Source organism: Sporomusa intestinalis (assembly GCF_055383785.1).
The window spans coordinates 520,031-545,441 of the sequence record NZ_AP042390.1 but is presented as its reverse complement, the minus strand read 5'-3'; the positions used below and the strand labels follow the sequence as shown (position 1 = coordinate 545,441).

Sequence of the window (25,411 nt, the reverse complement as noted above, 5' to 3'; positions counted from 1 at the left end):
CCTTTCGCTTGAATTACCTCTGACAAGTTTATTTCTTGCCTTTACCGCCAGCTTTACCAACTTTGCGGCGAACAACTTCCCCTTCGTACTTGACTCCTTTGCCTTTGTACGGTTCGGGTTCGCGATAGCCGCGGATTTTTGCCGCCAGGGCGCCGACAGCTTCTTTGTCAATACCAGAAACAACAATCCGGTTAGGTGCCGGAACGTCAATTGTCAAACCTGCAGGCGGCTCAACCTCCAGTGGATGCGAGAAGCCTAAGGTGAGGGCCAGTTTCTGACCGGATTTAGCAGCCCGGTAACCTACACCGGCAATTTCCAGCGTCTTCGCAAAGCCTTTAGTCACGCCTGTTACCATATTGTTGACAAGGGTCCGGGTTAACCCGTGGAGAGAACGGTGTTGCTTATTATCTGTAGGCCGTTTGACGTTAATGATATCGCCTTCCCTTTCGATAATCATATCGGGATGGAGTTGGCGGCTCAGCTCGCCTTTCGGGCCTTTGACTGTTATCAGGTTGCTGTCGCCGATGGTTACGGTAACACCAGCAGGAACAGTGATGGGACTCCTACCAATTCTAGACATATTGCACCTCCTGTTTTCGTGGGCTCGCTACGTTCGCATGTTCGATAATTCGGCTTACGCTGTCTTGGCGATGCAAAACAAATGTATGGTTTCTCGAACCTTCGAACCTCGACTCAGCGAACTCGCGATTATTACCAAACGTATGCCAGTACTTCGCCGCCAAGCCCTTCTTTGCGGGCGGCTTTATCGCTCATTATGCCCTTTGAGGTCGAGATAATCGCAATTCCGAGTCCTCCCAGCACGCGGGGCAGTTGTTCTTTCTTAGCGTAAACGCGAAGACCGGGCTTGGAAATGCGTTTAATGCCGGTTATTACTTTTTCGCGGTTCGGCCCGTATTTAAGGCTGACCCGCAGCATTCCCTGCTTGCCATCTTGCAGTGTGTCGTAGTCTTTGATAAACCCTTCGTCTTTCAGGATTTGGGCTACGGCTTTCTTGATGTTGGATGCTGGAATCTCGACTTTATCGTGAAAAACCGAGTTGGCGTTGCGAATGCGAGTAAGCATATCGGCAATCGGATCGGTCATTACCATGGTTTAGAACCCCCTTCCTATATGTTGCTGCTTACCAGCTTGCCTTTGTTACTCCAGGAATGGCGCCTTTGTAGCTCAGTTCCCGGAAACAAATCCGGCACATTTCAAATTTGCGCATATATCCGTGTGGACGACCACATATTTTGCAGCGATTGTGCTTACGCACTTTAAATTTAGGCTCGTTTTTCCATTTCTCAATTAAAGCCTTCTTGGCCACCGAATTCCCTCCTTTTTTTAAACTGTTGACTGTAAATAAGGTTTCATCCGCAAGACGCCGCCCCGCCGCGGCTCAGACAATCGCTGAGACTTACGACGCAGGTGGGCGTCACATGGACGGCGGTCTTATGCCGTAAAAGGCATCCCCATCAATCTTAACAGTTCTCTGGCTTCTTCATCCGTCTTGGCTGTGGTTACAATGATGATATCCATGCCGCGTATCTTATCTACTTTATCGTAGTCAATCTCCGGGAAAATCAGTTGTTCTTTGATGCCCAGGGTGTAGTTGCCGCGTCCGTCAAAGGATTTAGGGTTTACACCGCGGAAGTCACGAACCCGTGGCAGCGAGATGTTGAAGAGTTTGTCAAGGAATTGGTACATCCGCTCGCCGCGCATGGTTACTTTAGCGCCGATCGGCATACCCTCACGGATTTTAAAGGCAGCGATGGATTTCTTGGCTCTGGTAATAACCGGTTTTTGGCCGGCGATCAGTGTCATATCACCCACAGCGGCGTCGAGAACTTTGGGGTTGCCTACTGCTTCACCGACTCCCATATTGATAACTACTTTCTCGACTTTGGGGATCTCCATGACGTTTTGGTAACCAAACTTTTCCATCATTGCTTTCGTTACTTCGTTTATATATTTTTCTTTAAGCCTTGTAGCCATAAGTTAACCTCCTTTCAGGGAAGATGGTTTTACTTTTCTTTATCGATAAATTCGCCGCAGTGTTTGCAGGCACGGGCAAATGCGCCGCCGGCAGTCTGGGCCTTTTTAATGCGGGTAGGTTTGCTGCATGCCGGACATACCAGCATGACTTTGGCGGAAGCAAGCGGCGCTTCTTTCACCAGAATACCGCCTTGCGGCGACTTTTGACTGGGTTTTGTGTGGCGTTTTACTTTATTTATACCTTCGACCACAACTTTGCCCTTTTTCGGCAACGCTTCCACGATCTTTCCTTGTTTGCCTTTGTCTTTACCAGACAATACAAGCACTTTATCGCCTTTTTTTACATGCAATTTTTGGGCTTCGGACACTCCGGACACCTCCTTAATCTAGATAACCTCAGGCGCCAGTGAGATAATTTTCATGAAATCTTTGTCCCTGAGTTCGCGGGCAACAGGTCCAAATATCCGTGTACCTCTCGGGCTTTTATCTTCTTTTATAACAACTGCAGCGTTCTCGTCAAACCGGATATACGAACCGTCCGGGCGGCGTAATCCCTTACTAGAACGAACAACAACGGCTTTAACTACATCGCCTTTCTTGACAACGCCACCGGGTGTAGCGTCTTTAACAGCGGCAACGATAACATCGCCAATGTTGGCATAGCGCCGGTATGAGCCGCCCAGTACGCGGATGCACATAATTTGCTTTGCGCCGGTGTTATCAGCAACATTCAGTATACTCTGTTGTTGAATCATAGTGCTTATCCTCCTTCCTTATGTGGCTCGATGCCGGCTTAGAGGCGTCGAGCTTTAGAAGCCTGCTTCACTGCGCGGAATAACTATCTTGCTCTTTCGAGAATTTCTACCACGCGCCAGCGTTTTTCCTTAGACAGCGGGCGGGTTTCCATGATTTTAACGGTATCACCGACATGGCTTTCGTTATTCTCATCATGAGCTTTAAACTTAACCGTTTGTTTAACCGATTTATGATACAGCGGATGACGTACCAAACGCTCAACCGCAATGACTACAGTTTTGTCCATTTTATCGCTAACTACTTTACCGATACGGACTTTACGTTCATTTCTTTCAGCGGTCACTTTGCATTGCCTCCCTTCATACTCACTAACATATGCCTATTTACTGCGCTTTAAGTTCACGCTGACGCTGAACTGTTTTAATGCGGGCAATTGTTTTCTTGACGGCCGGAATCCGCATCGGGTTATCCAGTTGGCCGGTAGCATGTTGGAACCGCAGGTTAAACAGTTCTTCTTTCAGCTTCGTAAAATTTTGCTCAAGTTCGGCTGCACTCATATCGCGGATATCTTTAGCCTTCATTTACTTCACCACCTGCTTTAGCATTGACACCAGGTGCGTCCATGTCCAAATGCGCGGTTTCCTCCCGCGTAACGAATTTGGTCTTGATAGGCAGTTTGTGAGCGGCAAGACGCATTGCTTCACGCGCTGTTTCTTCCGGCACGCCATCCATTTCAAACATGACACGTCCAGGTTTCACGACAGCAACCCAGTATTCCGGTGAGCCTTTACCACTACCCATGCGGGTTTCAGCGGGCTTGGCGGTAATCGGTTTATCGGGGAATATTTTAATCCAGACTTTACCACCACGTTTGATGTAACGGGTCATGGCAATACGGGCCGCTTCGATCTGCCGGTTGGTAATCCAAGCCGGTTCAAGAGCAACCAGGCCAAACTCACCATGAGAGACCATATTGCCTTTCGTGGCTTTGCCTTTCATCCGTCCGCGGAATTGCTTGCGGTGTTTCACTCTTTTAGGAATCAGCATTATTTCTCGCCCCCTTCAACGGCGGCAGCGGCGACAACAGTCTTTTTAGCTTCAGGCAGGATTTCACCCTTGTAAATCCAGACTTTTACGCCGATCCGGCCATAGGTGGTATGAGCTTCGGCAGTACCGTAATCAATATCGGCCCGCAGCGTATGCAGGGGAATACTGCCTTCACGGTAGCTTTCAGTACGGGCAATTTCAGCGCCGCCTAAACGACCGCCGACCATTACCTTAATACCTTTGGCGCCCATACGGATGGTACGGGTTACCGATTGCTTCATTGCCCGGCGGAAAGCGATACGTTTCTCAAGCTGAGCGGCAATATTTTCAGCAACCAGAGTTGCATCCAATTCGGCCTGTTTAATCTCAGCAATATTTACTTCGATATTTTTGCCGGTAAGTTCTTTGAGCCACTTCTTAATGTTTTCAATGCCACTGCCGCCCCGGCCGATCACCATGCCAGGCTTAGCCGTGTGGATAGTAACTTTAACCCGGTTGGCCGCACGCTCAATAATGATCTGCGACACATTGGAAGTATAAAGTTTTTCTTTCAGCATATCACGCATTTTAATATCTTCATGCAAATTTTTTGCATAATCTTTGTCGGCATACCATTTTGCATCCCAGGTTTTCACAATGCCAAGACGAAGACCATGCGGATTAACTTTTTGACCCACTAAATTTCCCTCCTTCGTCGTAGCTTATCTTTCTTTAACAACCAGTGTTACATGGCTGGTACGCTTTAAAATTTTGAACGCCTGCCCGCGTGAGCGCGGATGAATGCGCTTCAGGGTTGGCCCCTGATCAACAAACGCCTGTGACACATAGAGAGCATCAACATTCAGGTCATAATTGTGTTCAGCATTAGCGACAGCTGATTTAAGCACTTTCTCCAGAACTTCCGCTCCGACTTTCGGAGTGTATTTTAAAATCGCAAAAGCCTCGCCCACATTTTTGCCGCGAATTAAGTCAATCACGATGCGGATTTTGCGGGGTGCAATGCGAATATGTCTGGCAATTGCTTTAGCTTCCATTATTTAACCCCCTTCCGGCCTATCATCCCGGATTTTTGCAAAGCGTAATGTTATTATCTTACCCCAGTGGACCGTTCAGAGCCGCTGTGGCCTTTATAAGTCCGCGTCGGCGCAAATTCGCCAAGCTTATGGCCAACCATGTCTTCGGTAATATATACCGGCACATGTTTGCGGCCGTCATGGACAGCCAGGGTGTGGCCGACAAAGGTTGGCAGTATCGTCGAGCTGCGCGACCAGGTTTTAATAACTTTTTTATCATTTTTAGCATTGAGCTCGTCAATCTTCTTGACCAGGCTTTCATGCACATAAGGTCCTTTTTTAATTGATCTTGACACTTAAATAGCCTCCTTTCGCTATGTTCGCAAGTCCCTATGCCCGCGACCCCAAAATGAGCCCCCGAACACGCGAACCGCGACTTACCGATCAATCGAAATTTACTTCCGTTTCTTAATAATCAGCTTGTCAGAAGCTTTGCTTTTACGGGTTTTAGCACCCATTGCGCATTTGCCCCACGGAGTAACCGGATGTTTCCGGCCGATAGGTGAACGGCCTTCACCACCGCCATGGGGATGATCAATCGGGTTCATTGCGACCCCGCGGTTAGCAGGCCGGATACCGAGCCACCGCGAACGGCCGGCTTTACCAATGGTGATATTTTCATGTTCGAGGTTGCCTACCTGGCCGATAGTAGCCCGGCAGTTAATATGAACCTTGCGCAGTTCGCCTGACGGCAGCCGGAGCAGCGCATAGTTGCCTTCTTTCGCCATCAGCTGGGCGGAAGCGCCGGCAGAGCGAACCATCTGGCCGCCTTTGCCGATTTTCAGTTCAATATTGTGCAGTTGGGTACCTACCGGAATATTTTTGAGGGCCAGAGCATTACCCGGCTTAATATCAGCCTCAGGACCGCTCATGATGGTATCGCCCACTTTAAGGCCGTTAGGCGCGAGAATATAACGTTTCTCACCGTCAGCATAGTTCAACAGGGCAATCCGGGCTGAGCGGTTAGGATCATATTCAATGGTTGCAATCTTGGCAGGTATACCGTCTTTATTGCGTTTGAAGTCAATCACACGGTACAGGCGCTTATGGCCGCCGCCCTGATGGCGCACAGTCAAACGGCCTTGCTGGTTGCGGCCGGCGTGTTTTTGCAGACGCTCGGTCAAAGAACGCTCGGGACGATCTGTGGTAAGATCCGAAAAATCGGCTACCGTCATAAATCTTCTGCCAGGAGCGTATGGTTTAAAACTTTTAACTGGCATGTGTGCCCCTCCTTTTTGGGAAATTGTGGTTATACACCTTCAAAGAATTCAATGCGCTCGCCGGGAGCCAGTTTAACAATCGCCTTTTTAAAGTCCGGCCGTTTACCGACATGCTTGCCCATGCGTTTGGTCTTGCCCATTACCCGGAGGGTATTGACATCAAGAACCCTGACTTTGAAGATTTGTTCAACAGCTTGACGAATTTCAATTTTATTGGCGGTTAAGGGCACAATAAAAGTGTATTTGTTGTCAGCCATCATACTGGTGGTTTTTTCGGTAATGTACGGCTTAATGAGTACATCGCGCAGGTTTGCCATTATGCCAGCACCTCCTCGATCTTGGCGACTGCATCTTTGGTTACCAGCACCTTGTCATGGTGAAGCAGGTCGAATACATTCAGGCCCATGGTATTGATGGCTTTAACACCAGGAATATTACGGGATGATTTTTCGACATTGTCATTTTGCCCGGCAGTGATAATAAGGGCTTTATTATCGCTGGCCTCAAAATTACCAAGAAGTTTTACGACATCTTTGGTCTTAGGTGCGGCAAAATTAATATCTTCGACAACCAGTAAGCCGCCATCATTCACCTTGGCAGTCAAGGCCGACTTAATTGCCAAACGGCGCACTTTACGGGGCATGCTGAATTTATAGCTCCGTGGATGCGGCCCGAAGGCAACACCGCCACCTACCCATAATGGGGATCTGATGCTACCGGCCCGTGCCCGGCCGGTACCTTTTTGTTTCCAGGGTTTTCTGCCGCCACCGCGTACCATGGATCTGGTCTTGGTCGCATGCGTGCCCTGACGTTGGCTTGCCAGCTGCATAACAACAGCCTGATGGACAACGGCTTCATTTATTTCTACGCCAAATACGCTATCATTAAGTTCTATTTCACCGGTCTTTGCACCGGTCATATCATATACTGCCACTTTCGGCATATAGCACATCCTCCTTTCGATGCTCGCAACCTGCTCTTTACGTTGCCGTAAAGAAAGCAAGCTGCGATTACTTAGTGGGTTTTACCGTATTCTTTACAATGACCAGACTGCCTTTAGGTCCGGGAACAGCCCCCTTAATCAGTAACAGGTTGCGGGGTACATCTACGCGGACTACCTGCAGGCGTTGCACTGTTACTTTCTGTCCGCCCATGCGGCCGGGGAGTTTCTTGCCTTTGAATACTTTACCGCCGCCACCGCTCATCCGGGAACCAATAGTACCAGGCTCACGATGGGACTTGGAACCGTGGGCCATAGGTCCGCGTTTAAAGTTATGTCTTTTAATGCCGCCGGCAAAGCCTTTCCCTTTGGACGTGCCAGTTACATCAATTAATTCACCTTCACTGAAGACATCAGCGCTCAGAACTTGACCAACTGTATATTCAGAGGCTCCAGGCAGACGCAGTTCACGGATAAACTTTACCGGTTTGACGTTGGCTTTTGCAAAGTGACCCTGTAAAGGTTTGTTGACTTTCTTTTCTTTGACAGCGCCAAAACCAAGCTGCACTGCATTGTAGCCATCATTTTCAACGGTTTTGTTTTGTACTACGACATTAGGGCCGGCTTCAATAACAGTAACCGGAATAACCTTACCCTCAGCCGTAAAGATTTGGGTCATACCCAGTTTTTTACCTAAAATTCCTTTAGCCATTTATCGCACCTCCTCCTACAGCTTGATTTCTATGTCCACACCGGCCGGCAAGTCGAGACGCATCAAGGCATCTACCGTCTTGGGGGTTGGCTCCAGGATGTCAATAAGACGCTTATGGGTCCGCATTTCAAACTGCTCGCGGGAGTCTTTATTGACATGGGGTGAACGCAGAATAGTAAAGATGTTTTTTTCGGTAGGAAGCGGAATAGGACCGGAAACCATGGCACCGGTACGTTTTGCGGTTTCAACAATCTTGGCCGCACTCTGGTCAAGCGCCTTGTGATCATACGCCTTAAGGCGGATTCTGATTTTTTGTTGTTTAGCCATATATTTATTCCTCCTTATCGCCCAGTTTCTCTGAACGGACATTCTCGGTGGAAATTTCCCCGCGCGTGCGGGCCACCTTCCACGTCATCGCCGGTCAATATCCCGGCAAAAGGCGGCTGTAGCCGCCCTTACCGGATATTATGTTCTTACTTATTATTCAACCACCGCAGTTACGACGCCGGCGCCAACCGTGCGGCCGCCTTCGCGGATAGCAAAACGCAGGCCTTCTTCAATAGCAATCGGGGTAATCAGGGCAATGTCCATTTGAATGTTGTCGCCAGGCATTACCATTTCCACACCTTCCGGCAGGGTAACAACACCGGTTACGTCGGTTGTCCGGAAGTAGAACTGGGGACGGTAGCCGTTAAAAAACGGGGTATGACGGCCGCCCTCTTCTTTGGACAGGACATATACTTCTGATTTGAATTTGGTGTGCGGCTTAATCGAGCCCGGTTTAGCCAGTACCTGGCCCCGTTCGATTTCTTTGCGGTCCACGCCCCGCAGCAGGGCGCCGATGTTGTCGCCGGCCACGGCCGAATCCAGCAGCTTCCGGAACATTTCCACCCCGGTTACTACGGTTGATTTCGGTTTTTCCGTCATACCAACGATTTCGATGGTATCACTTACTTTTACCACACCGCGCTCTACACGGCCGGTGGCTACTGTACCACGGCCGGTAATGGTGAACACGTCCTCCACTGGCATCAGGAACGGTTTATCTGTGGCCCGTTCCGGCGTCGGGATATATTCGTCAACTTTGTCCATCAGTTCATGGATTTTGCCGCACCATTCGCATTCGCGCTTGGCGCAGCCGCAGTTAAGCACTTTTACAGCCGAACCGCTGACTACCGGAATGTCGTCGCCCGGGAATTCGTAGCTGGAAAGCAGCTCACGCACTTCCATTTCTACCAGTTCCATCAGCTCGGCATCATCAACCAGATCTGCTTTGTTCAGGAATACTACCATGGCCGGTACGCCCACTTGGCGGGACAGCAGGATGTGTTCACGCGTTTGCGGCATCGGGCCGTCAGCGGCCGATACGACCAGGATGGCACCGTCCATCTGGGCTGCGCCGGTGATCATGTTTTTAACATAGTCGGCATGGCCCGGGCAGTCAACGTGGGCGTAGTGGCGGGCCGGTGTTTCATATTCCACATGGGCTGTGTTGATGGTAATGCCCCGTTCTCTTTCTTCCGGCGCTTTATCGATTTGATCATAGGCCATGAACTCGGCTCCGCCGTGTTTGGCCAGTGTCATGGTAATGGCGGCTGTCAGCGAGGTTTTACCATGGTCGACGTGACCGATTGTTCCAATGTTTACGTGGGGTTTGTTTCTTTCAAACTTTTTCTTAGCCATTTTCGAGTGTTACCTCCCTGTATTGTTAGTAATATTTTCAGACCAGCAGTTGAACTGTAAGTTAAGCGCCCTTGTTCTTAGCGGCGATGACTTCGGCGATTGTCTTAGGAACCTCTTCATAATGGTCGAATTCCATAGAGTAGTTGCCGCGGCCCTGGGTCTTGGAGCGAAGGTCTGTTGCATAGCCGAACATTTCCGAAAGCGGCACAAACGATTTTATCGACTGTGCGCCGGAACGGGCTTCCATACCTTCAATGCGGCCCCGGCGGGAATTCAAATCACCGATAACGTCACCCATATATTCTTCAGGCACGATAACTTCAACTTTCATATAGGGCTCCAGGATGACCGGACTAGCTTTGGCGCAACCGGCTTTAAAGCCCATTGAACCGGCAATTTTAAAGGCCATTTCCGAGGAGTCGACATCATGGTAGGAACCATCATATACGGTAACCTTAATGTCAACCATCGGATAACCGGCAGATACGCCTGTTTCCATAGCCTCTTTGACACCGGCCTCAATCGGATTGATATATTCTTTGGGTATGGCACCGCCGACAACTTTATTTTCAAAAACAAAGCCCTGGCCCGGTTCAAGCGGCTCGATTTCCAGCCAGCAGTGGCCGTATTGACCGCGGCCGCCGGACTGGCGGACAAATTTGCCTTCCGCTTTAACCGCCTTGCGGATCGTTTCGCGGTAAGCAACCTGCGGTTTGCCCACATTGCATTCAACCTTGAACTCCCGCAGCATCCGGTCAACGATAATTTCCAGATGAAGCTCACCCATACCGGAAATGATGGTCTGGCCTGTTTCTTGGTCAGTATACATTTTAAAGGTTGGATCTTCTTCAGCCAGGCGATTCAGCGCGACGCCCATTTTTTCCTGGTCAGCCTTGGTTTTAGGTTCAACGGCGATGGAGATAACCGGATCGGGGAACACCATTGATTCCAGAACAATCGTGTTCTTGTCGTCGCACAGGGTATCACCGGTAGTAGTGTCTTTCAGCCCCACTGCGGCGGCAATATCGCCCGTATAGACAATCTCAATCTCTTCACGGTGGTTGGCATGCATCTGGAGAATCCGGCCAATGCGCTCGCGTTTGCCTTTGGTTGAGTTGTATACATACGAACCGGAGCCGAGTTTGCCGGAATAAACCCGGAAGAATGCCAGTTTGCCGACATAAGGGTCAGCCATAATCTTGAACGCCAGCGCGGAGAACGGCAGGCTGTCATCGGCAGCCCGCTCATCTTCAGCACCGGTCTCAGGGTTGACGCCCTTAATCGCCGGAATGTCTGTCGGGGCCGGCATAAAGGCGACAACGGCATCCAGCAGCGGCTGTACGCCTTTGTTTTTATAAGATGAGCCGCACAGTACCGGGGTCATCTTGCAAGCAATGGTAGCCTTGCGGATACCTGCTTTAATTTCCTCAATGGTGAGTTCTTCACCCTCAAGATATTTCATCATGAGTTCGTCATCGCTTTCAGCGACGGCATCCAGCAGATTCTGGCGATACAACTCGGCGTTTTCCATCATGTCTTCCGGAATCGTAGTAGCCGAACTGACCTTGCCCAGGTCATCGGTGTAAATTACAGCCTTCATTTCAATGAGATCAACAAAGCCTTTGAAGGTGTCTTCAAAGCCGATTGGCAGCTGAATTGGCACCGCATTAGCGCCCAGGCGGCTTTTCATCATATCAACAACCCGGTAGAAATCAGCACCGGTAATGTCCATTTTGTTAACATACGCCATACGGGGAACGCCGTATTTATCAGCTTGACGCCATACGGTCTCGGACTGGGGCTCTACGCCGCCTTTAGCGCAAAATACCGCAACCGAGCCATCAAGCACTCTGAGCGAACGTTCTACTTCGACTGTAAAGTCCACGTGTCCTGGTGTGTCAATGATGTTTATACGATGCCCGTCCCATTGGGCTGTAGTGGCCGCAGAAGTAATGGTTATACCTCTTTCTTGTTCTTGCACCATCCAGTCCATAGTCGCAGCGCCATCATGCACTTCACCAATTTTGTGTACTCTGCCGGTATAAAACAGTATGCGTTCAGTTGTAGTGGTCTTGCCAGCGTCGATATGCGCCATGATGCCGATGTTCCGCGTCTTTTCAAGTGGAAACTTTCGGGCCACTATTTTCACTCCTTAGTATTGCGGGGTCCGCTATTTGTCAGGGTTGAGTCAAAGGCGGGTTGCTTGCGCAACCCGGTATGTTCAATTCCCGTACCGCGAACTCCGTACTTCGAATTTTACCAGCGGTAATGGGCAAAAGCCTTATTGGCTTCAGCCATTTTGTGTGTGTCTTCACGCTTTTTCACAGATGCGCCGGTATTGTTGGCAGCATCCATCAGTTCTGAGGCCAGGCGTTCGTGCATGGTCTTCTCGCCGCGAAGCCGCGAGTAGTTAACCAGCCAGCGAATACCAAGCGACATTTTACGGTCAGGCCGCACTTCTACCGGCACTTGATAGTTGGCTCCACCTACGCGGCGAGCCCGGACTTCGAGAACCGGCATAACATTTTTCAACGCTGTTTCAAAAACTTCCATTGGATCTTTACCAGTTTTGGCACGGATAGCCTCAAATGCGTCATATACAATGTTTTCGGCTACACCTTTTTTGCCGTCATACATCAATTTATTAATAAATCTGGTTACCAGCTTGGAGCTATATACCGGATCCGGCAATACATCCCGTTTGGGAACAGCACCTTTTCTTGGCATCAGTATCCCTCCTTTTTCAAAACTCTACGGCTGTTCTGGTGGCTACTTCTTGGCGGCGGCCTTTTTGGCCCCGTATTTCGAACGGCCCTGGCTGCGTTTGGCAACACCGGCAGTATCGAGAGCACCGCGAACAATGTGATAACGTACGCCTGGCAAATCTTTAACCCTGCCACCACGGATGAGTACAACCGAGTGTTCCTGCAGATTGTGGCCAATCCCCGGAATATAGGCAGTTACTTCAATGCCGTTGGTTAAGCGTACACGGGCTACTTTGCGAAGAGCAGAGTTCGGTTTTTTCGGAGTAGTTGTATATACTCTCGTGCATACGCCACGTTTTTGCGGACATTCTTTAAGTGCAGGAGCAGTCGATTTTTGAATCAGTTGCTCCCGGCTTTTGCGCACTAATTGACTAATTGTTGGCATTTTTTAAGCGCACCTCCTTCCCCAATCTCGTTATTTATTATTAAAAACCTCGCCTGCCTGGTCAGCAGGAAAAGTTATTAACGACTTGTCCGTGTCAACCGCTATTTTAAAACAGCTACAGCCGCAGCTCCTACTGCAATGCTGCAGGCCTTCCCCAGTTCGCTCATCGTCGCGGTTTCATCAACCGGCACATCCTTTTGATTGCACAGATGCGCTAGCGGCGCTACCACCCGACGATCAGCATCAACCGCAAGGTACACCTTTGCGGCCAGACCTTTTTCCAGAGCCCGCGCTGTTTGCTTAGCACCAATGGCTTTATTGGCGGCCTTTAAACCGGCAAGTTCCTCACTGTTCACATCTCCAACTCCTTTGGAAAAATAGCACTGTTCACAAGACACTCTAATATATTAACATTTGGAAATCCAAATGTCAATAAACTATTAGAGTTTCTGCATATTTTTAAACACACTAAACCGGGTGTATCGAACCCACTATTTACCACTAATTATTAGTGCCCACATGGCCCTGGTTTATACCTCCTTTTGCCGCTAACGGCCTGTCTGGTTCAAATATAAAGTGTTCCCGCCCGGAGATTTGTATAGCAGGCCGCGGCGCGGGGCTATTGGCTTATTAAACAATACAGGCGCAAGGCTGTATTCAGGGCGCACGTAACTGATAATGGCTGCAGCACCAACCATAATACCAGCAGCAAAATCAACAGGGCTTTACAGCGCGGCCGGCGCTTACGCTTGGCGACAAGCTGCTGTTTGGCTAATTCATAGACAAAATACATCCGGGCCACCTCTTTCGCATTGCTTTTACTTTCTATATCGACTACCTGGCAATTTATTTACATAGGTTAATAGTCTCATATATATAGAAGCAAAGTCAGGCGGCGCAAGTGCGAAAGACTTGTCGTGTGAGGAAAGCCCTGTTGCTGCTCGGCAGTCCCTTTATAATACAAAAAGACTGGGAATGGTTATGATCCACCATCCCAGTCTTTTGCAACTATCCGAGCTGCTGCCTATTCACCGGCTACTTCTTCTTGTTCCAGTATTGCTGCCGGCTGTTTGAGCCGGACGTTGCGATAGCGGCTCATACCGGTGCCTGCCGGAATAAGTTTGCCGATAATGACATTCTCTTTGAGCCCCAGAAGCGGATCGACCTTACCTTTAATAGCGGCTTCGGTCAGGACGCGTGTCGTTTCCTGGAAGGACGCTGCCGATAAGAAGGAGTCGGTAGCCAATGATGCCTTGGTAATCCCCAGCAGAATCGGCCTGGCAATAGCCGGTTCGCCACCGGCTTCAATCGCTTTGGCGTTTTCTTCTTCAAAGGTATTGAGGTCGATATATTCACCGGGAAGAACGTCGGTATCACCGGCTTCCTCCACTTTGACCTTATGCATCATCTGACGGACCATAACTTCAATATGCTTGTCGTTGATTTCAACGCCCTGAGATTTATATACTTTTTGAACCTCATACACGAGATAGCGCTGCGTGGCTTTTAAACCGCTGACCCGCAGAATATCGTGAGGGTTTACCGCGCCTTCAGTCAGGCGGTCGCCGGCTTCCACGTTTTGCCCGTCACTGACAATAAGTCTCGCACCGTAAGGTACCTGATATACACGTTCTTCGCCCAGGGAGGCATCGGCCGGAAAAACAGTTACCCGCCGCATACCTTTAATTTCCTTAACCTCGACCCGGCCGTCCACCTCGGTAATAATGGCCTGGCGTTTGGGCTTGCGGGCTTCAAATAACTCTTCTACCCGTGGCAAGCCCTGGGTAATATCGTCACCAGCCACACCGCCGGTATGGAAAGTTCTCATTGTCAGCTGGGTCCCTGGCTCACCGATAGACTGCGCGGCAATAATGCCAACCGCCTCACCGACGTCAACCATATGGCTTGTTCCCAGGTTGCGGCCGTAGCAGTTAATGCATACCCCGTACCGCGAGCGGCAGGTAAGCACTGACCGAATGGATACTTTCTCCCGCACTTTGACGATCTCGTCGGCAAGGTCTTCAGTAATTAACTCATTAATTTTAACGATCGGTTCGCCGGTGGCCGGATTTCCAATATCCTCGGCCGACATGCGGCCGACAATCCGGTCCTTCAGCGATTCAATAACACCAGAGCCTTCTTTGATGGCTTCAACCTCAATGCCTCTGATGTTATTGTTGCGAACCTTAACCTCTTTCACCGAGCTGGCCAGTACAGCCTCAATATGTTCCTCGGTAAACGGTGTATCGGCGGGAACCAATACTTCTCCGTCACTGGTTACGATCGCTTCTGTCGTATTTTTACCGAGCATTTCGCGGATCATCGCTTCTTTCAGGGCGGCACGCACTTTTGCTTCCGGCGCCCCAAGCACGATGGTTTCGGCGGCGGCAGCCCGGCCAACATCTTCTTCCGTTTCATCGGTCTGCCCCTGAATCATAATTTCAGGCACGCCGCACTCGCCGATTAAGCGCAGGTTATCCTCATTCAGCACAGTCCCTTGCGGTAATAGTATATCCGCCGTTTTCGGATCAAGCACGTCCTGCGCCAGCACCCGGGAAAGGAGCGTATCTTTAAGCATATCAATGGCACCGGCACTGGACTGGGCCAGCCGCGCCCGCTCCCGCACCAGGTTGAGACCGACGATGTCACAGTCTTCCTCGCGGACAATAACATCCTGGGCCACGTCAACCAGACGCCGGGTAAGATACCCCGAGTCGGCAGTCCGCAGCGCCGTATCAGCCAAACCTTTACGCGCACCATGAGTCGAAATAAAGTACTCCAGTACGGTTAAGCCTTCGCGGAAATTAGCTTTAATAGGCAGGTCGATAATGCGTCCGGACGGGTCGGCCATCAGGCCGCGCATCCCCGCCAGCTGGCGGATCTGCTGGATGTTGCCGCGGGCACCGGAGTTAGCCATCATATAGACGGGGTTAAACCGGTCCAGGGTGGCCATCATGGCGGCAGTAACATCATCCGTGGCTTTCGTCCACAGGTCAATCGTCTTTTTATAGCGTTCATCATCAGTAATCAAGCCACGCCGATACTGTTTATCGATAGTATTAACCTTGTCCTCGGCGGTTCCCAGAATCTCTTTCTTTTCCTCCGGGATCTTAATGTCGGAAATAGCAATGGTGATGCCGGCACGACAGGCAAAGGAAAAGCCCAGGCGTTTAACCGCATCCAGTACCATTGCCGTTTTGGCATTGCCAAAAATCCGGTAGGAATCGGCGACAAGCTTACCCAACTGCTTTTTATCCATCAGCTTGCCGAGATGCCATTCGTCGCCCCGTTTTTCATAATGCCGGAGTTCTTGTGGCAATACTTCATTAAAGATCATCCGGCCGACTGAGGTATGGACCAGTCCATAGCCTTCAATACGCATTTTGATTTTCTCATGCAAGCCCAATGTCTTATGATGATAAGCCAGCAAAGCCTCATTCAAATTGGCAAAGGTCCTAGGCTGACCATCGGCAGGGTCTTTTTCAATTGTCAGGTAATAAGCGCCCAATACCATATCCTGGGTGGGAGTAGCTACCGGGCGGCCGTCTTTGGTAGATAAAATATTGTGCGCTGAGAGCATGAGCATGCGGGCTTCCGCCTGCGCCTCTGCCGACAAGGGCACGTGAACTGCCATTTGGTCGCCGTCAAAATCCGCATTGTAGGCAGTACATACTAAGGGATGGATTTTAATAGCCCGGCCCTCCGACAGTACAGGTTCAAAGGCCTGAATACCCAGTCTGTGCAAGGTTGGTGCCCGGTTCAGCAGTACCGGATGCTCTTTGATAACCTCTTCGAGAACGTCCCATACCTCGGGCCGTACCCGCTCAACCATCCGCTTGGCACTTTTTATATTATGGGCATGGCCGGCATTAACCAGCTTTTTCATGACAAAAGGCTTAAACAGTTCGAGCGCCATCTCTTTGGGCAACCCGCATTGGTGCAGTTTAAGCTCCGGACCAACAACAATAACGGAACGGCCGGAGTAGTCCACCCGTTTGCCCAACAGATTCTGCCGGAAGCGCCCCTGCTTGCCTTTCAGCATATCGCTCAAGGACTTCAGGGGGCGGTTGCCCGGACCGGTGACAGGACGGCCGCGGCGGCCATTATCAATGAGCGCATCCACAGCTTCCTGCAGCATCCGCTTTTCATTGCGGACGATGATATCCGGCGCCCCCAAGTCCAGGAGGCGCTTCAAACGGTTGTTGCGGTTGATTACCCGCCGGTACAGATCGTTTAAGTCCGATGTGGCAAAACGGCCGCCGTCAAGCTGTACCATGGGCCGTAATTCCGGCGGAATAACCGGAATAACATCCATGATCATCCAGGCCGGGTTATTGCCGGATTTACGGAATGCCTCGGCAACCTCCAGGCGACGAATCGCCCGTATTTTTCTCTGGCCGCTTACTTCTTTTAATTCCTGGCGGAGTTCGCGGCTCATTTTTTCCAAATCAAGCTCTTCCAACAGCTTTTTAATGGCTTCGGCACCCATGCCTACCTTAAACGCACTGCCGTATTTATCCCGGTGCTCACGATACTCGTTTTCGTTCAGCAGCTGTTTCTTCATGAGCGGGGTGTCGCCGGGGTCAAGCACGATATAGGAGGCAAAATATAATACCTTCTCCAGTGAGCGCGGGGAGATATCAAGAATAAGCCCCATCCGGCTCGGGATCCCCTTAAAATACCAGATATGGGAGACAGGTGCTGCCAGTTCGATATGACCCATCCGGTCCCGCCGGACTTTGGAGCGGGTTACTTCTACGCCGCAGCGATCGCAGATGATGCCTTTATAACGAATCCGCTTATATTTACCGCAGTGACACTCCCAGTCCCTAGTTGGCCCAAAAATCTTTTCACAAAACAGACCTTCGCGCTCCGGCTTCAAGGTGCGGTAATTAATTGTTTCCGGTTTTTTTACTTCGCCATGCGACCACTTGCGGATCTGCTCCGGTGACGCCAGACCAATACGCATCGAATCAAAGTTATTTACATCCAACAAGGGCAAATCGCTCCCTTCTAACTAGTCCAAGTCCTCATCTTCCATGATATCTTCCATATAGTCGCGGGAATTAGACTTTTTAGCATTTTCTTTGAGCTTCTTCGCACTGCTCTTCGGCGACTGGAAATCAAATTCATCTTCCTCTGCCTGCTGAGCAATATCTGGTTCCATTTCACCGATTTCGGCAATAATGTCAAGTTCTTCTTCTAGCGGTTCAATATCGTCGTTGGCTTCGAGTTCATCAACCATGTCACTCTCAAAGTCCGCTTTTTTGCGTTCAACAGGAGCTTTGGGCACATCGTCGCCAATATTCAGTTCTAACTCCTTAGCCGTTTCATTAATGTCTTCATCTGACTCACGAATCATGATCTCCTGGGCATCTTCTGTCAGAATCTTAACATCAAGGCCAATGCTCTGGAGTTCTTTTATCAATACTTTAAACGACTCCGGCACACCCGGTTCAGGCACATTCTCACCTTTAACGATGGCTTCATAGGTTTTCACCCGGCCGACAACATCATCGGATTTGACTGTTAACAGTTCCTGCAGGGTATAGGCGGAGCCGTATGCCTCCAGGGCCCAAACCTCCATCTCGCCGAAACGCTGCCCACCGAACTGGGCTTTACCGCCAAGCGGCTGCTGGGTAACAAGCGAGTAGGGCCCGGTGGAACGGGCATGAATCTTATCATCGACCAGATGGGCCAGTTTCAGCATATATACATAGCCCACGGTAACACGATTGTCAAAAGGTTCACCAGTCCTGCCGTCATACAGGTCGGTTTTGCCATCCTCGGACAAACCGGCTGCTTTCAGCGTCCGGATGACCTCGGTTTCTGTTGCCCCGTCAAATACCGGTGTTGCCAGGTGAATGCCGGCCCGGTCAGGCTGCGGCATACCGTGTTTTTCCACATCATAATTGATCTCTTGCAAACGTCCGGCTAAGGTCGGATCGCCCATTTTCACCTGCATGCCAATGGCGGCGGCAGCCCGGCCCAAGTGAGTCTCAAGCACCTGGCCGATATTCATACGGGAGGGAACGCCCAGAGGATTGAGGACGATTTGCACCGGCGTGCCGTCAGGCAGGAAGGGCATATCTTCTTTCGGCATAATCCGGGAAACTACCCCTTTATTCCCGTGACGTCCGGCCATTTTGTCGCCTTCGGATATTTTACGCTTCTGGGCGATATAGCAACGCACTAACTGGTTGACACCAGGCGGCAGCTCGTCGCCGTTTTCACGGGTAAAGACTTTTACGTCTACAATCTTGCCGGCTTCGCCATGGGGTACGCGGAGCGAGGTATCACGGACCTCCCTGGCCTTTTCACCAAAAATGGCCCGGAGGAGACGTTCTTCAGCGGTCAGCTCTGTTTCCCCTTTGGGCGTTACTTTGCCGACCAGTATGTCGCCAGGGCGCACTTCGGCGCCAACACGGATAATGCCGCGGTCATCAAGGTCACGCAGCACATCTTCGGCCACGTTGGGAATATCGCGGGTAATTTCTTCGGGCCCCAGTTTGGTGTCGCGGGCATCGCATTCATATTCTTCAATATGTATAGAGGTGAATACATCTTCTTTCACCAGGTCCTGGCTCAAGAGAATGGCATCCTCGTAATTGTAGCCTTCCCAGGGCATGAAGGCGACCAGCACGTTATAGCCTAATGCCAGTTCACCCTTATCTGTCGACGGTCCGTCAGCAAGCACTTGCCCTTTAACGATTTGTTCCCCTTTGTATACAATCGGCCGTTGATTAATGCAGGTACCTTGGTTAGAACGCAGGTACTTAAGCAGCTTATAGGTATCAAGCCCGCCCTTTTCCGTGCGGATATGAATCTCAGTAGCTGTTACTTTCTCAACCACGCCCGCATTTTTCGCCAGGATTACCACACCCGAATCGCGGGCTGCTTTGTATTCCATACCGGTGCCAATAAGCGGCGCCTGGGTTTTAAGCAGCGGTACAGCCTGCCGCTGCATGTTGGCCCCCATCAGAGCCCGGTTGGCGTCGTCGTTTTCCAGGAAGGGAATCATGGCGGTAGCAATCGAAACAACCTGCTTGGGCGAAACGTCCATATAGTCGACTTTTTCAGCCGGTACTAATAAAGTGTCGTGCTTATAGCGACAGATAACGCGCGGGGCTGCAAACCAGCCATTCTCATCAATCGCCTCATTCGCCTGCGCGATAATCATCTCATCTTCTTCATCAGCCGTCAGATATACTACATCGTCAGTTACCCGGTGTTCCAGCTTGTTGACCTTACGGTACGGTGTTTCAATAAAACCAAATTCATTAATTCTGCCAAAAGTGGACAGGGAGCCGATAAGACCGATGTTGGGACCTTCCGGGGTTTCAATCGGGCACATCCGGCCATAGTGGGAATGGTGAACGTCCCGGACCTCAAAACCGGCCCTTTCCCGGCTAAGTCCGCCAGGCCCCAGGGCACTCAAGCGCCGTTTATGAGTAAGTTCGGCCAGTGGGTTGGTCTGATCCATAAACTGTGACAACTGACTGGAGCCAAAAAACTCTTTGATTGCAGCGACAACCGGTCTGATGTTGATGAGCGCCTGCGGCGTAATTACATCAATATCCTGAATCGTCATCCGTTCCTTGACGACCCGTTCCATCCTGGCCAGGCCGATGCGGAACTGATTCTGCAGAAGTTCGCCAACCGAACGGAGCCGCCGGTTGCCTAAGTGGTCAATATCATCAGTGGTACCATGGCCGTCCATTAAGTTAAGCAGATAACTGATTGCAGCGATAATATCTTCTCTGGTGATCGTCCGGTGCGTAAATGGCAGCACCGAGTTAAACACCAATTTAACAGGCGTACCGTCCTTCTGCTTGATCCAGGCCTCATGTTTGCCTTCACCCGCAAAAACCTTGGCAGCCGTAATGCGGTCAAGCACAGCCTCGTCCAGCACGGTGTTTTCTTCCACTACAATCTCACCGGTTTCTTTATCTACAAGCGGTTGACCCAGCGTCTTACCCAGCAGGCGCCGGCGCCAGCCTAACTTTTTCCCCAGCTTGTAGCGGCCAACCGTAGCCAGATCATAACGCTTAGAGTCAAAAAACAGCGATTCCAGCAACTGGGCGGCATTTTCGACCGTCGGCGGCTCGCCTGGACGCAGGCGCTTATAGATTTCGACAAGGGCTTCTTCCCTTGAGTCCGTATTATCCCGTTCCAGTGTTGCCCGGATGCGTACATCTTCATTAAACAGTTCGGAAATAACACCGTTAGAGACAAAACCTAATGCCCGGATAAGAACAGTGACTGGCAGCTTGCGGGTACGGTCGACCCTGACGGATACAACATCGTTGGGATCAGTCTCAAGTTCCAGCCATGCGCCACGATTAGGAATAACGGTAGCATTATAAAGCTTCTTGCCAGTCGTATCAATTGACTCGCCATAATATACGCCTGGTGAGCGTACGAGCTGGCTGACAATAACCCGTTCAGCGCCATTAATAATAAATGTGCCATTGTCAGTCATGAGCGGAAAATCGCCCATAAATACTTCCTGCTCTTTTATCTCCTGTGTTTCTTTGTTGTACAGCCGGACGCTGACGCGAAGCGGAGCGGCAAAGGTGACATCACGCTCTTTGCACTCTTCAACATCATATTTAGGTTCGCCCAGTGTAAAGTTTTCAAAGGACAGAATCAGGTTGCCGGTGAAGTCCTGAATTGGAGAGATATCGCGGAATATCTCCTGTAAGCCTTCCTTAAGAAACCAGTTGTAAGAATTCTTCTGAATTTCTATAAGGTTGGGCATGTCCAGTACTTCTTCAATTTTGGCATAACTATACCTGAACCTTTTGCCCACCGGAACAGGATTAAACATTAACCCACCCCTTAGCCATTCTACACAGACATAGTGCGTTATCATCATATCCCACACATAAGATTGTGATATTCCGCAAATACTAAGCCGGTAAAATGAATGATAAAAAATACAAAACAAGCAAGGCTCTATATTAATAACAAGGTCCTTGCTTTTTTTCAATGAAGACCGATTCATCCTCCATTATATTACTATTTCCTGCCATTCCGGAATTTATACGCCGGATTTTATAGCATTTTAGTAAAAAAATTCCAGCAGACAACTAGTAAATATAAACATGTACGGCGATATATAATGGTATCATATATTACCTAATCCGTCAAGAAAAATTAGGGATAATATGAAATAATTTGAAATTAAAAGGAGCACCCCCAAAGGTGCTCCTTTTATTAAGTTAAATTACTTAACTTCTACAGTCGCGCCGGCTTCAACAAGTTTAGTTTTAAGAGCTTCGGCATCAGCTTTGGAAATCTTTTCTTTGATGGCTTTCGGTGCGCCGTCAACCAGATCTTTGGCTTCTTTGAGGCCAAGACCGGTAACTTCGCGCACAACTTTAATAACATTAATTTTGCCAGCGCCAGCGTTGGTCAAAATTACATCAAACTCAGTTTGTTCTTCAGCAGCCGGGGCAGCAGCAGCGGCAGGAGCAGCGGCGGCAACAGGAGCAGCAGCAGAAACACCGAATTTTTCTTCCAGAGCTTTTACCAGTTCGGAAAGTTCGAGCACAGTCATTTGCTCAATGGCTTCCATAATTTGTTCTTTAGTCATGTTAAAATACCTCCACAAAATTCATTTAAAATTATTTTCTAAAACGACTGGATTACGCGGATTCTTTTTGTTGACGAACAGCGTCAAGCGCATACACCAGATTGCGCATACTGCCGGAAAGCACGTTGACAAACCCGGCGATAGGAGCCTGCATACCGGCCAGAACCTGGGCAATAAGCACTTCGCGCGCGGGCAGGTTGGACAATGCCTTAACGCCATTGGCGTCAATTACCTTGCCTTCCACCAAGCCGGCTTTTACTTCCAGAGACTGCAGTTTATGTTCTTTAACAAACTCAGAAATAACCTTGGCCGGAGCCACAGGATCGGTCTGAGACAAGGCAATGGCGGTCGGTCCTTCTAAATAAGGATCAAGCCCTTCAATACCAGCTTCTTTGGCAGCAATGCGAGTCAGGGTATTTTTAAACACCCGGTATTCAACACCTGCTTCACGCAGCTTGCGGCGAAGTTTGGTATCCTGAGCCACTGTTAAGCCGCGATAATTGGTCAGGACGGCACCTTTGGTCGAGCTGAGCTTTTCTTTCAGTTCGGCAACTAATTGCTGTTTTTCTTGTGTGATAGCCATTTATATTACACCCCCTTTAATAAAGTATAAAGCAGAAGCGGCCTCCGGTGTAAACACACCGGAGGCCGCGTTATAACCAGTTTAAGTTACACGCTGCAAATCCCCGGCCTCGGCAGGAAAGCTCTAACAAGCTTTTACTTTAACCTGCGGTCTACAGCCTCATGCTGATAAACTTATATTTATGTTACTCTTTTTTGCCGGGTGCTTTGAGCGGATTCACTTTAACACCAGGGCCCATGGTTGAGCTTAAGGAAATGTTGCGCATATACTGGCCTTTGGCAGCAGATGGCTTAACCTTAATCAAGGTGTCAATCAGAGTGTGAAAATTCTTAAGCAGCTTCTCGCTGTCAAAAGAAATCTTGCCGATAGGAGCATGGATATTACCGGCTTTATCGGTACGGTATTCAATCTTACCGGCTTTAATTTCATTAATGGCACGGGTTACATCAAGAGTAACAGTACCAACTTTAGGATTAGGCATCAAACCCCGGGGACCGAGAATCTTACCCAGGCGCCCCACCATACCCATCATATCAGGTGTAGCCACAGCGACGTCAAAATCAGCCCAGCCACCCTGAATTTTTTCCACTATATCTTCAGCACCAACAAAATCCGCCCCGGCGGTTTCAGCTTCTTTGGCTTTTTCGCCTTTGGCGAATACCAGCACACGCTTGGTTTTACCGGTGCCATAAGGAAGCACAACAGCACCACGCACCTGCTGATCTGCATGTTTCGGGTCAACGCCCAGTTTAACGGCAACTTCCACAGTTTGATCAAACTTAGCACTTGCCGTCTTTTTTACAAGCTCTACTGCTTCTTCAGGATCATATAATTTATCAAAGTCGACAAGCTTAGCCGCTTCAATATACTTTTTGCCATGTTTCGCCATATAAATAAACCTCCTTCGTGGTAGTAACGGAAGTACTTAGTCCTCCCACTTACGGCGCCGCTGTTAATCGACGACGTCAATGCCCATGCTGCGGGCAGTCCCCTCAATCATCCGCACAGCAGCTTCTACGCTGGCAGCATTGAGATCTTGCATTTTGGATTCGGCAATTTCCCGCACCTTATCCCGCTTCACTTTCGCGACCTTCTTTTTATTAGGTTCGCCGGAAGCTGTTTCAATACCGGCGGCTTTTTTCAAAAGAATAGCAGCTGGTGGGGTTTTGGTGATAAAGGTAAATGATCTATCTTCAAATACCGTAATTTCAACCGGAATAATAAGACCCGCTTGCTTGGCTGTTCTTTCATTAAATTCCTTAACAAAAGCCATGATATTGACGCCAGCCTGACCAAGTGCCGGACCTACGGGAGGAGCCGGGGTGGCTTTACCAGCGGGAACTTGCAGTTTTACAAGCTTTACAACCTTTTTAGCCATTATATTACACCTCCTTAATCAACTTTCGTGACCTGAGTAAAATCAAGTTCCACAGGTGTTTCCCGACCAAACATGTTGACAAGCACTTTAAGCTTGCCCCGATCAGGATTAATATCCATTACCGTGGCTGTCCAATTTTCAAAGGCACCAGAAGTAATTCGCACTAACTGATTGAGTTCAACATTTATTTTGGGCTTAGCCTCTTCCATCCCCATTGACTTGAGGATATGTTTGACTTCACTTTCGCTCAAAGGAATCGGCTTGGTTCCAGAACCGACAAAACCGGTAACCCCCGGCGTATTGCGCACAACATACCAGGAGCGGTCTGTCACAATCATTTCTACCAGAACATATCCGGGGAAAACTTTCTTTTTGGCAATTTTTTTCTTGCCATCTTTTATTTCCACTTCATCTTCCATTGGCACAAGCACACGGAAGACTTCGTTTTCCATTGCCATAGAATGGACTTTTTTCTCCAAATTGGCTTTTACTTTGTTTTCATAACCGGAATATGTATGGATGACATACCAGTGTTTTTCGAGTTTTTCGGATTCCATAGCCTCAAGGGACGGTAATACGTCCCCCACCCCCCTAGTCTACTTCATGATCGCCTTTAACACTTGAGTAAACGCAGCATCAATTACCCATATCAGCGCAGCAACAACAATAACCGTCACAAACACGATTCCCGTGTAGGAAATAAGTTCTGATTTACCCGGCCACGTTACCTTTTTTAATTCAGCTTTTACTTCCCGCAAAAATTTCTTCCAGCGCGATGTATTCGTCTGGACAGCTGTTTCCTGGGCGGCCATTCTCTCACATCCTGTGCGTGCATTTTGATAGAGGCAACAATGCTTAAGCCCCGCAGGGGATTGAGAGATTGCTACTCTACCAATCGACCACCACTACTTATAGTGGCAACTTAAGCAATTGTTACTGTTATTTTGTTTCTTTATGTGGAGTTTGTTTTTTGCAAAACTTGCAGTATTTGTTAAACTCCAATCTATCCGGGTCATTTTTCTTGTTTTTATTGGTCTGATAATTGCGTTGTTTGCATTCTGTGCAGGCCAATGTTACCGCGTTGCGCATCCTGTACACCTCTCTTACCAGTAAATATAGCACCGTGTGTCTATAATTTATCGTTTTTCTTTAAATGTCACTAATACAATTTATCATAATTATATCGGCATGTCAATAGCCCACAGGCTCGGGCATGTCAATAAATAAGGCAGGGAATTTTCCCTGCCTATTTATTATATCATATAAATCTTTAAAT

32 protein-coding genes are annotated in these 25,411 nt (G+C 49.3%); all 32 read right to left on the bottom strand.

Annotated elements, in window-relative coordinates; genetic code table 11:
• Positions 1 to 28 precede the first annotated feature (28 nt).
• The 32 genes from rplF to rpmG all read right to left on the bottom strand — a co-directional run bounded on the left by rplF (position 29) and on the right by rpmG (position 25,224).
• On the bottom strand, positions 29 to 580 hold the full coding sequence (gene rplF / locus ACZ481_RS02600; protein WP_464768629.1) for a 50S ribosomal protein L6: 552 nt from the start codon (positions 578 to 580) through the stop codon (positions 29 to 31).
• Positions 581 to 711: 131 nt separating this feature from the next.
• Positions 712 to 1,110, bottom strand: a complete 399-nt coding sequence (rpsH, locus tag ACZ481_RS02595; protein WP_464768628.1) for a 30S ribosomal protein S8 — start codon at positions 1,108 to 1,110, stop codon at positions 712 to 714.
• Positions 1,111 to 1,141: 31 nt separating this feature from the next.
• Positions 1,142 to 1,327: a type Z 30S ribosomal protein S14 gene (locus ACZ481_RS02590; protein WP_464768627.1), complete on the bottom strand. Its 186-nt coding sequence runs from the start codon at positions 1,325 to 1,327 to the stop codon at positions 1,142 to 1,144.
• Positions 1,328 to 1,452: 125 nt separating this feature from the next.
• Positions 1,453 to 1,995, bottom strand: coding sequence for a 50S ribosomal protein L5 (rplE, locus tag ACZ481_RS02585; protein ID WP_464768626.1), 543 nt, complete (start codon positions 1,993 to 1,995; stop codon positions 1,453 to 1,455).
• 29 nt (positions 1,996 to 2,024) lie between these two features.
• Entirely contained in the window at positions 2,025 to 2,363 is a 339-nt protein-coding gene (gene rplX / locus ACZ481_RS02580) for a 50S ribosomal protein L24 (RefSeq protein ID WP_464768625.1), read from the bottom strand.
• Between the two features lie 18 nt (positions 2,364 to 2,381).
• Entirely contained in the window at positions 2,382 to 2,750 is a 369-nt protein-coding gene (gene rplN / locus ACZ481_RS02575; protein WP_464768624.1) for a 50S ribosomal protein L14, read from the bottom strand.
• An 83-nt stretch (positions 2,751 to 2,833) separates the two neighbouring features.
• Positions 2,834 to 3,094, bottom strand: coding sequence for a 30S ribosomal protein S17 (rpsQ, locus tag ACZ481_RS02570; RefSeq protein ID WP_464768623.1), 261 nt, complete (start codon positions 3,092 to 3,094; stop codon positions 2,834 to 2,836).
• Between the two features lie 40 nt (positions 3,095 to 3,134).
• Positions 3,135 to 3,332 (bottom strand): 50S ribosomal protein L29, encoded by a 198-nt coding sequence (rpmC, locus tag ACZ481_RS02565; protein WP_144348538.1) that lies wholly within the window; start codon positions 3,330 to 3,332, stop codon positions 3,135 to 3,137.
• Positions 3,322 to 3,798, bottom strand: coding sequence for a 50S ribosomal protein L16 (gene rplP, locus ACZ481_RS02560; protein WP_464768622.1), 477 nt, complete (start codon positions 3,796 to 3,798; stop codon positions 3,322 to 3,324). The genes rpmC and rplP overlap by 11 nt, the downstream gene beginning before the upstream one ends.
• On the bottom strand, positions 3,798 to 4,475 hold the full coding sequence (gene rpsC / locus ACZ481_RS02555; RefSeq protein WP_464768621.1) for a 30S ribosomal protein S3: 678 nt from the start codon (positions 4,473 to 4,475) through the stop codon (positions 3,798 to 3,800). Before rpsC ends, rplP begins: the two co-directional genes overlap by 1 nt.
• A 24-nt stretch (positions 4,476 to 4,499) precedes the next feature.
• Positions 4,500 to 4,832: a 50S ribosomal protein L22 gene (rplV, locus tag ACZ481_RS02550; protein ID WP_464768620.1), complete on the bottom strand. Its 333-nt coding sequence runs from the start codon at positions 4,830 to 4,832 to the stop codon at positions 4,500 to 4,502.
• Positions 4,833 to 4,885: 53 nt separating this feature from the next.
• Positions 4,886 to 5,167, bottom strand: coding sequence for a 30S ribosomal protein S19 (rpsS, locus tag ACZ481_RS02545; protein ID WP_464768619.1), 282 nt, complete (start codon positions 5,165 to 5,167; stop codon positions 4,886 to 4,888).
• 99 nt (positions 5,168 to 5,266) lie between these two features.
• Positions 5,267 to 6,091: a 50S ribosomal protein L2 gene (gene rplB, locus ACZ481_RS02540; RefSeq protein WP_464768618.1), complete on the bottom strand. Its 825-nt coding sequence runs from the start codon at positions 6,089 to 6,091 to the stop codon at positions 5,267 to 5,269.
• A gap of 29 nt (positions 6,092 to 6,120) precedes the next feature.
• Entirely contained in the window at positions 6,121 to 6,408 is a 288-nt protein-coding gene (rplW, locus tag ACZ481_RS02535) for a 50S ribosomal protein L23 (RefSeq protein WP_464768617.1), read from the bottom strand.
• Positions 6,408 to 7,034, bottom strand: a complete 627-nt coding sequence (rplD, locus tag ACZ481_RS02530; RefSeq protein ID WP_464768616.1) for a 50S ribosomal protein L4 — start codon at positions 7,032 to 7,034, stop codon at positions 6,408 to 6,410. Before rplD ends, rplW begins: the two co-directional genes overlap by 1 nt.
• A gap of 67 nt (positions 7,035 to 7,101) precedes the next feature.
• Positions 7,102 to 7,743, bottom strand: coding sequence for a 50S ribosomal protein L3 (gene rplC, locus ACZ481_RS02525; RefSeq protein WP_464768615.1), 642 nt, complete (start codon positions 7,741 to 7,743; stop codon positions 7,102 to 7,104).
• A gap of 15 nt (positions 7,744 to 7,758) precedes the next feature.
• On the bottom strand, positions 7,759 to 8,070 hold the full coding sequence (gene rpsJ, locus ACZ481_RS02520) for a 30S ribosomal protein S10 (protein WP_021168692.1): 312 nt from the start codon (positions 8,068 to 8,070) through the stop codon (positions 7,759 to 7,761).
• A 153-nt stretch (positions 8,071 to 8,223) separates the two neighbouring features.
• Entirely contained in the window at positions 8,224 to 9,426 is a 1,203-nt protein-coding gene (tuf, locus tag ACZ481_RS02515) for an elongation factor Tu (RefSeq protein ID WP_464768601.1), read from the bottom strand.
• A gap of 61 nt (positions 9,427 to 9,487) precedes the next feature.
• Positions 9,488 to 11,566, bottom strand: coding sequence for an elongation factor G (gene fusA / locus ACZ481_RS02510; RefSeq protein ID WP_464768614.1), 2,079 nt, complete (start codon positions 11,564 to 11,566; stop codon positions 9,488 to 9,490).
• A 116-nt stretch (positions 11,567 to 11,682) separates the two neighbouring features.
• Positions 11,683 to 12,153, bottom strand: a complete 471-nt coding sequence (gene rpsG / locus ACZ481_RS02505; protein WP_464768613.1) for a 30S ribosomal protein S7 — start codon at positions 12,151 to 12,153, stop codon at positions 11,683 to 11,685.
• Positions 12,154 to 12,195: 42 nt separating this feature from the next.
• Positions 12,196 to 12,576, bottom strand: coding sequence for a 30S ribosomal protein S12 (rpsL, locus tag ACZ481_RS02500; protein ID WP_464768612.1), 381 nt, complete (start codon positions 12,574 to 12,576; stop codon positions 12,196 to 12,198).
• A gap of 101 nt (positions 12,577 to 12,677) precedes the next feature.
• A complete protein-coding gene (locus ACZ481_RS02495) occupies positions 12,678 to 12,932 on the bottom strand; it encodes a L7Ae/L30e/S12e/Gadd45 family ribosomal protein (RefSeq protein WP_464768611.1) in 255 nt (84 codons plus the stop codon).
• Positions 12,933 to 13,195: 263 nt separating this feature from the next.
• Positions 13,196 to 13,369: a hypothetical protein gene (locus ACZ481_RS02490; RefSeq protein ID WP_464768610.1), complete on the bottom strand. Its 174-nt coding sequence runs from the start codon at positions 13,367 to 13,369 to the stop codon at positions 13,196 to 13,198.
• Positions 13,370 to 13,600: 231 nt separating this feature from the next.
• Positions 13,601 to 17,572 (bottom strand): DNA-directed RNA polymerase subunit beta', encoded by a 3,972-nt coding sequence (gene rpoC, locus ACZ481_RS02485; RefSeq protein WP_464768609.1) that lies wholly within the window; start codon positions 17,570 to 17,572, stop codon positions 13,601 to 13,603.
• Between the two features lie 21 nt (positions 17,573 to 17,593).
• Positions 17,594 to 21,406, bottom strand: coding sequence for a DNA-directed RNA polymerase subunit beta (gene rpoB, locus ACZ481_RS02480; RefSeq protein ID WP_464768608.1), 3,813 nt, complete (start codon positions 21,404 to 21,406; stop codon positions 17,594 to 17,596).
• Positions 21,407 to 21,805: 399 nt separating this feature from the next.
• Positions 21,806 to 22,174, bottom strand: a complete 369-nt coding sequence (rplL, locus tag ACZ481_RS02475; protein WP_464768607.1) for a 50S ribosomal protein L7/L12 — start codon at positions 22,172 to 22,174, stop codon at positions 21,806 to 21,808.
• A 52-nt stretch (positions 22,175 to 22,226) separates the two neighbouring features.
• Complete coding sequence (gene rplJ / locus ACZ481_RS02470) at positions 22,227 to 22,757, bottom strand: 50S ribosomal protein L10 (RefSeq protein ID WP_464768606.1); 531 nt, start codon at positions 22,755 to 22,757, stop codon at positions 22,227 to 22,229.
• A gap of 184 nt (positions 22,758 to 22,941) precedes the next feature.
• Positions 22,942 to 23,646 (bottom strand): 50S ribosomal protein L1, encoded by a 705-nt coding sequence (rplA, locus tag ACZ481_RS02465; RefSeq protein ID WP_464768605.1) that lies wholly within the window; start codon positions 23,644 to 23,646, stop codon positions 22,942 to 22,944.
• 63 nt (positions 23,647 to 23,709) lie between these two features.
• The gene (gene rplK, locus ACZ481_RS02460) at positions 23,710 to 24,135 is read right to left on the bottom strand and encodes a 50S ribosomal protein L11 (protein ID WP_464768604.1); all 426 of its coding nucleotides are present in this window, start codon (positions 24,133 to 24,135) and stop codon (positions 23,710 to 23,712) included.
• 14 nt (positions 24,136 to 24,149) lie between these two features.
• Positions 24,150 to 24,692 (bottom strand): transcription termination/antitermination protein NusG, encoded by a 543-nt coding sequence (nusG, locus tag ACZ481_RS02455; protein ID WP_464768603.1) that lies wholly within the window; start codon positions 24,690 to 24,692, stop codon positions 24,150 to 24,152.
• Between the two features lie 39 nt (positions 24,693 to 24,731).
• Positions 24,732 to 24,947: a preprotein translocase subunit SecE gene (gene secE, locus ACZ481_RS02450; protein ID WP_464768602.1), complete on the bottom strand. Its 216-nt coding sequence runs from the start codon at positions 24,945 to 24,947 to the stop codon at positions 24,732 to 24,734.
• A 127-nt stretch (positions 24,948 to 25,074) separates the two neighbouring features.
• Positions 25,075 to 25,224 (bottom strand): 50S ribosomal protein L33, encoded by a 150-nt coding sequence (rpmG, locus tag ACZ481_RS02445; protein ID WP_075752794.1) that lies wholly within the window; start codon positions 25,222 to 25,224, stop codon positions 25,075 to 25,077.
• Positions 25,225 to 25,411 lie beyond the last annotated feature (187 nt).

Coding starts and splice junctions, on each gene's coding strand:
- rplF (WP_464768629.1), bottom strand. CDS start 580: ATGTCTAGAATTGGTAGGAGTCCCATCACTGTTCCTGCTGGTGTTACC.
- rpsH (WP_464768628.1), bottom strand. CDS start 1,110: ATGGTAATGACCGATCCGATTGCCGATATGCTTACTCGCATTCGCAAC.
- rplE (WP_464768626.1), bottom strand. CDS start 1,995: ATGGCTACAAGGCTTAAAGAAAAATATATAAACGAAGTAACGAAAGCA.
- rplN (WP_464768624.1), bottom strand. CDS start 2,750: ATGATTCAACAACAGAGTATACTGAATGTTGCTGATAACACCGGCGCA.
- rpmC (WP_144348538.1), bottom strand. CDS start 3,332: ATGAAGGCTAAAGATATCCGCGATATGAGTGCAGCCGAACTTGAGCAA.
- rplP (WP_464768622.1), bottom strand. CDS start 3,798: ATGCTGATTCCTAAAAGAGTGAAACACCGCAAGCAATTCCGCGGACGG.
- rplV (WP_464768620.1), bottom strand. CDS start 4,832: ATGGAAGCTAAAGCAATTGCCAGACATATTCGCATTGCACCCCGCAAA.
- rplB (WP_464768618.1), bottom strand. CDS start 6,091: ATGCCAGTTAAAAGTTTTAAACCATACGCTCCTGGCAGAAGATTTATG.
- rplW (WP_464768617.1), bottom strand. CDS start 6,408: ATGGCAAACCTGCGCGATGTACTCATTAAGCCGTACATTACCGAAAAA.
- rplD (WP_464768616.1), bottom strand. CDS start 7,034: ATGCCGAAAGTGGCAGTATATGATATGACCGGTGCAAAGACCGGTGAA.
- rplC (WP_464768615.1), bottom strand. CDS start 7,743: ATGGCTAAAGGAATTTTAGGTAAAAAACTGGGTATGACCCAAATCTTT.
- rpsJ (WP_021168692.1), bottom strand. CDS start 8,070: ATGGCTAAACAACAAAAAATCAGAATCCGCCTTAAGGCGTATGATCAC.
- tuf (WP_464768601.1), bottom strand. CDS start 9,426: ATGGCTAAGAAAAAGTTTGAAAGAAACAAACCCCACGTAAACATTGGA.
- rpsG (WP_464768613.1), bottom strand. CDS start 12,153: ATGCCAAGAAAAGGTGCTGTTCCCAAACGGGATGTATTGCCGGATCCG.
- rpsL (WP_464768612.1), bottom strand. CDS start 12,576: ATGCCAACAATTAGTCAATTAGTGCGCAAAAGCCGGGAGCAACTGATT.
- ACZ481_RS02490 (WP_464768610.1), bottom strand. CDS start 13,369: ATGTATTTTGTCTATGAATTAGCCAAACAGCAGCTTGTCGCCAAGCGT.
- rpoB (WP_464768608.1), bottom strand. CDS start 21,406: ATGTTTAATCCTGTTCCGGTGGGCAAAAGGTTCAGGTATAGTTATGCC.
- rplL (WP_464768607.1), bottom strand. CDS start 22,174: ATGACTAAAGAACAAATTATGGAAGCCATTGAGCAAATGACTGTGCTC.
- rplJ (WP_464768606.1), bottom strand. CDS start 22,757: ATGGCTATCACACAAGAAAAACAGCAATTAGTTGCCGAACTGAAAGAA.
- rplA (WP_464768605.1), bottom strand. CDS start 23,646: ATGGCGAAACATGGCAAAAAGTATATTGAAGCGGCTAAGCTTGTCGAC.
- rplK (WP_464768604.1), bottom strand. CDS start 24,135: ATGGCTAAAAAGGTTGTAAAGCTTGTAAAACTGCAAGTTCCCGCTGGT.
- nusG (WP_464768603.1), bottom strand. CDS start 24,692: ATGGAATCCGAAAAACTCGAAAAACACTGGTATGTCATCCATACATAT.
- secE (WP_464768602.1), bottom strand. CDS start 24,947: ATGGCCGCCCAGGAAACAGCTGTCCAGACGAATACATCGCGCTGGAAG.
- rpmG (WP_075752794.1), bottom strand. CDS start 25,224: ATGCGCAACGCGGTAACATTGGCCTGCACAGAATGCAAACAACGCAAT.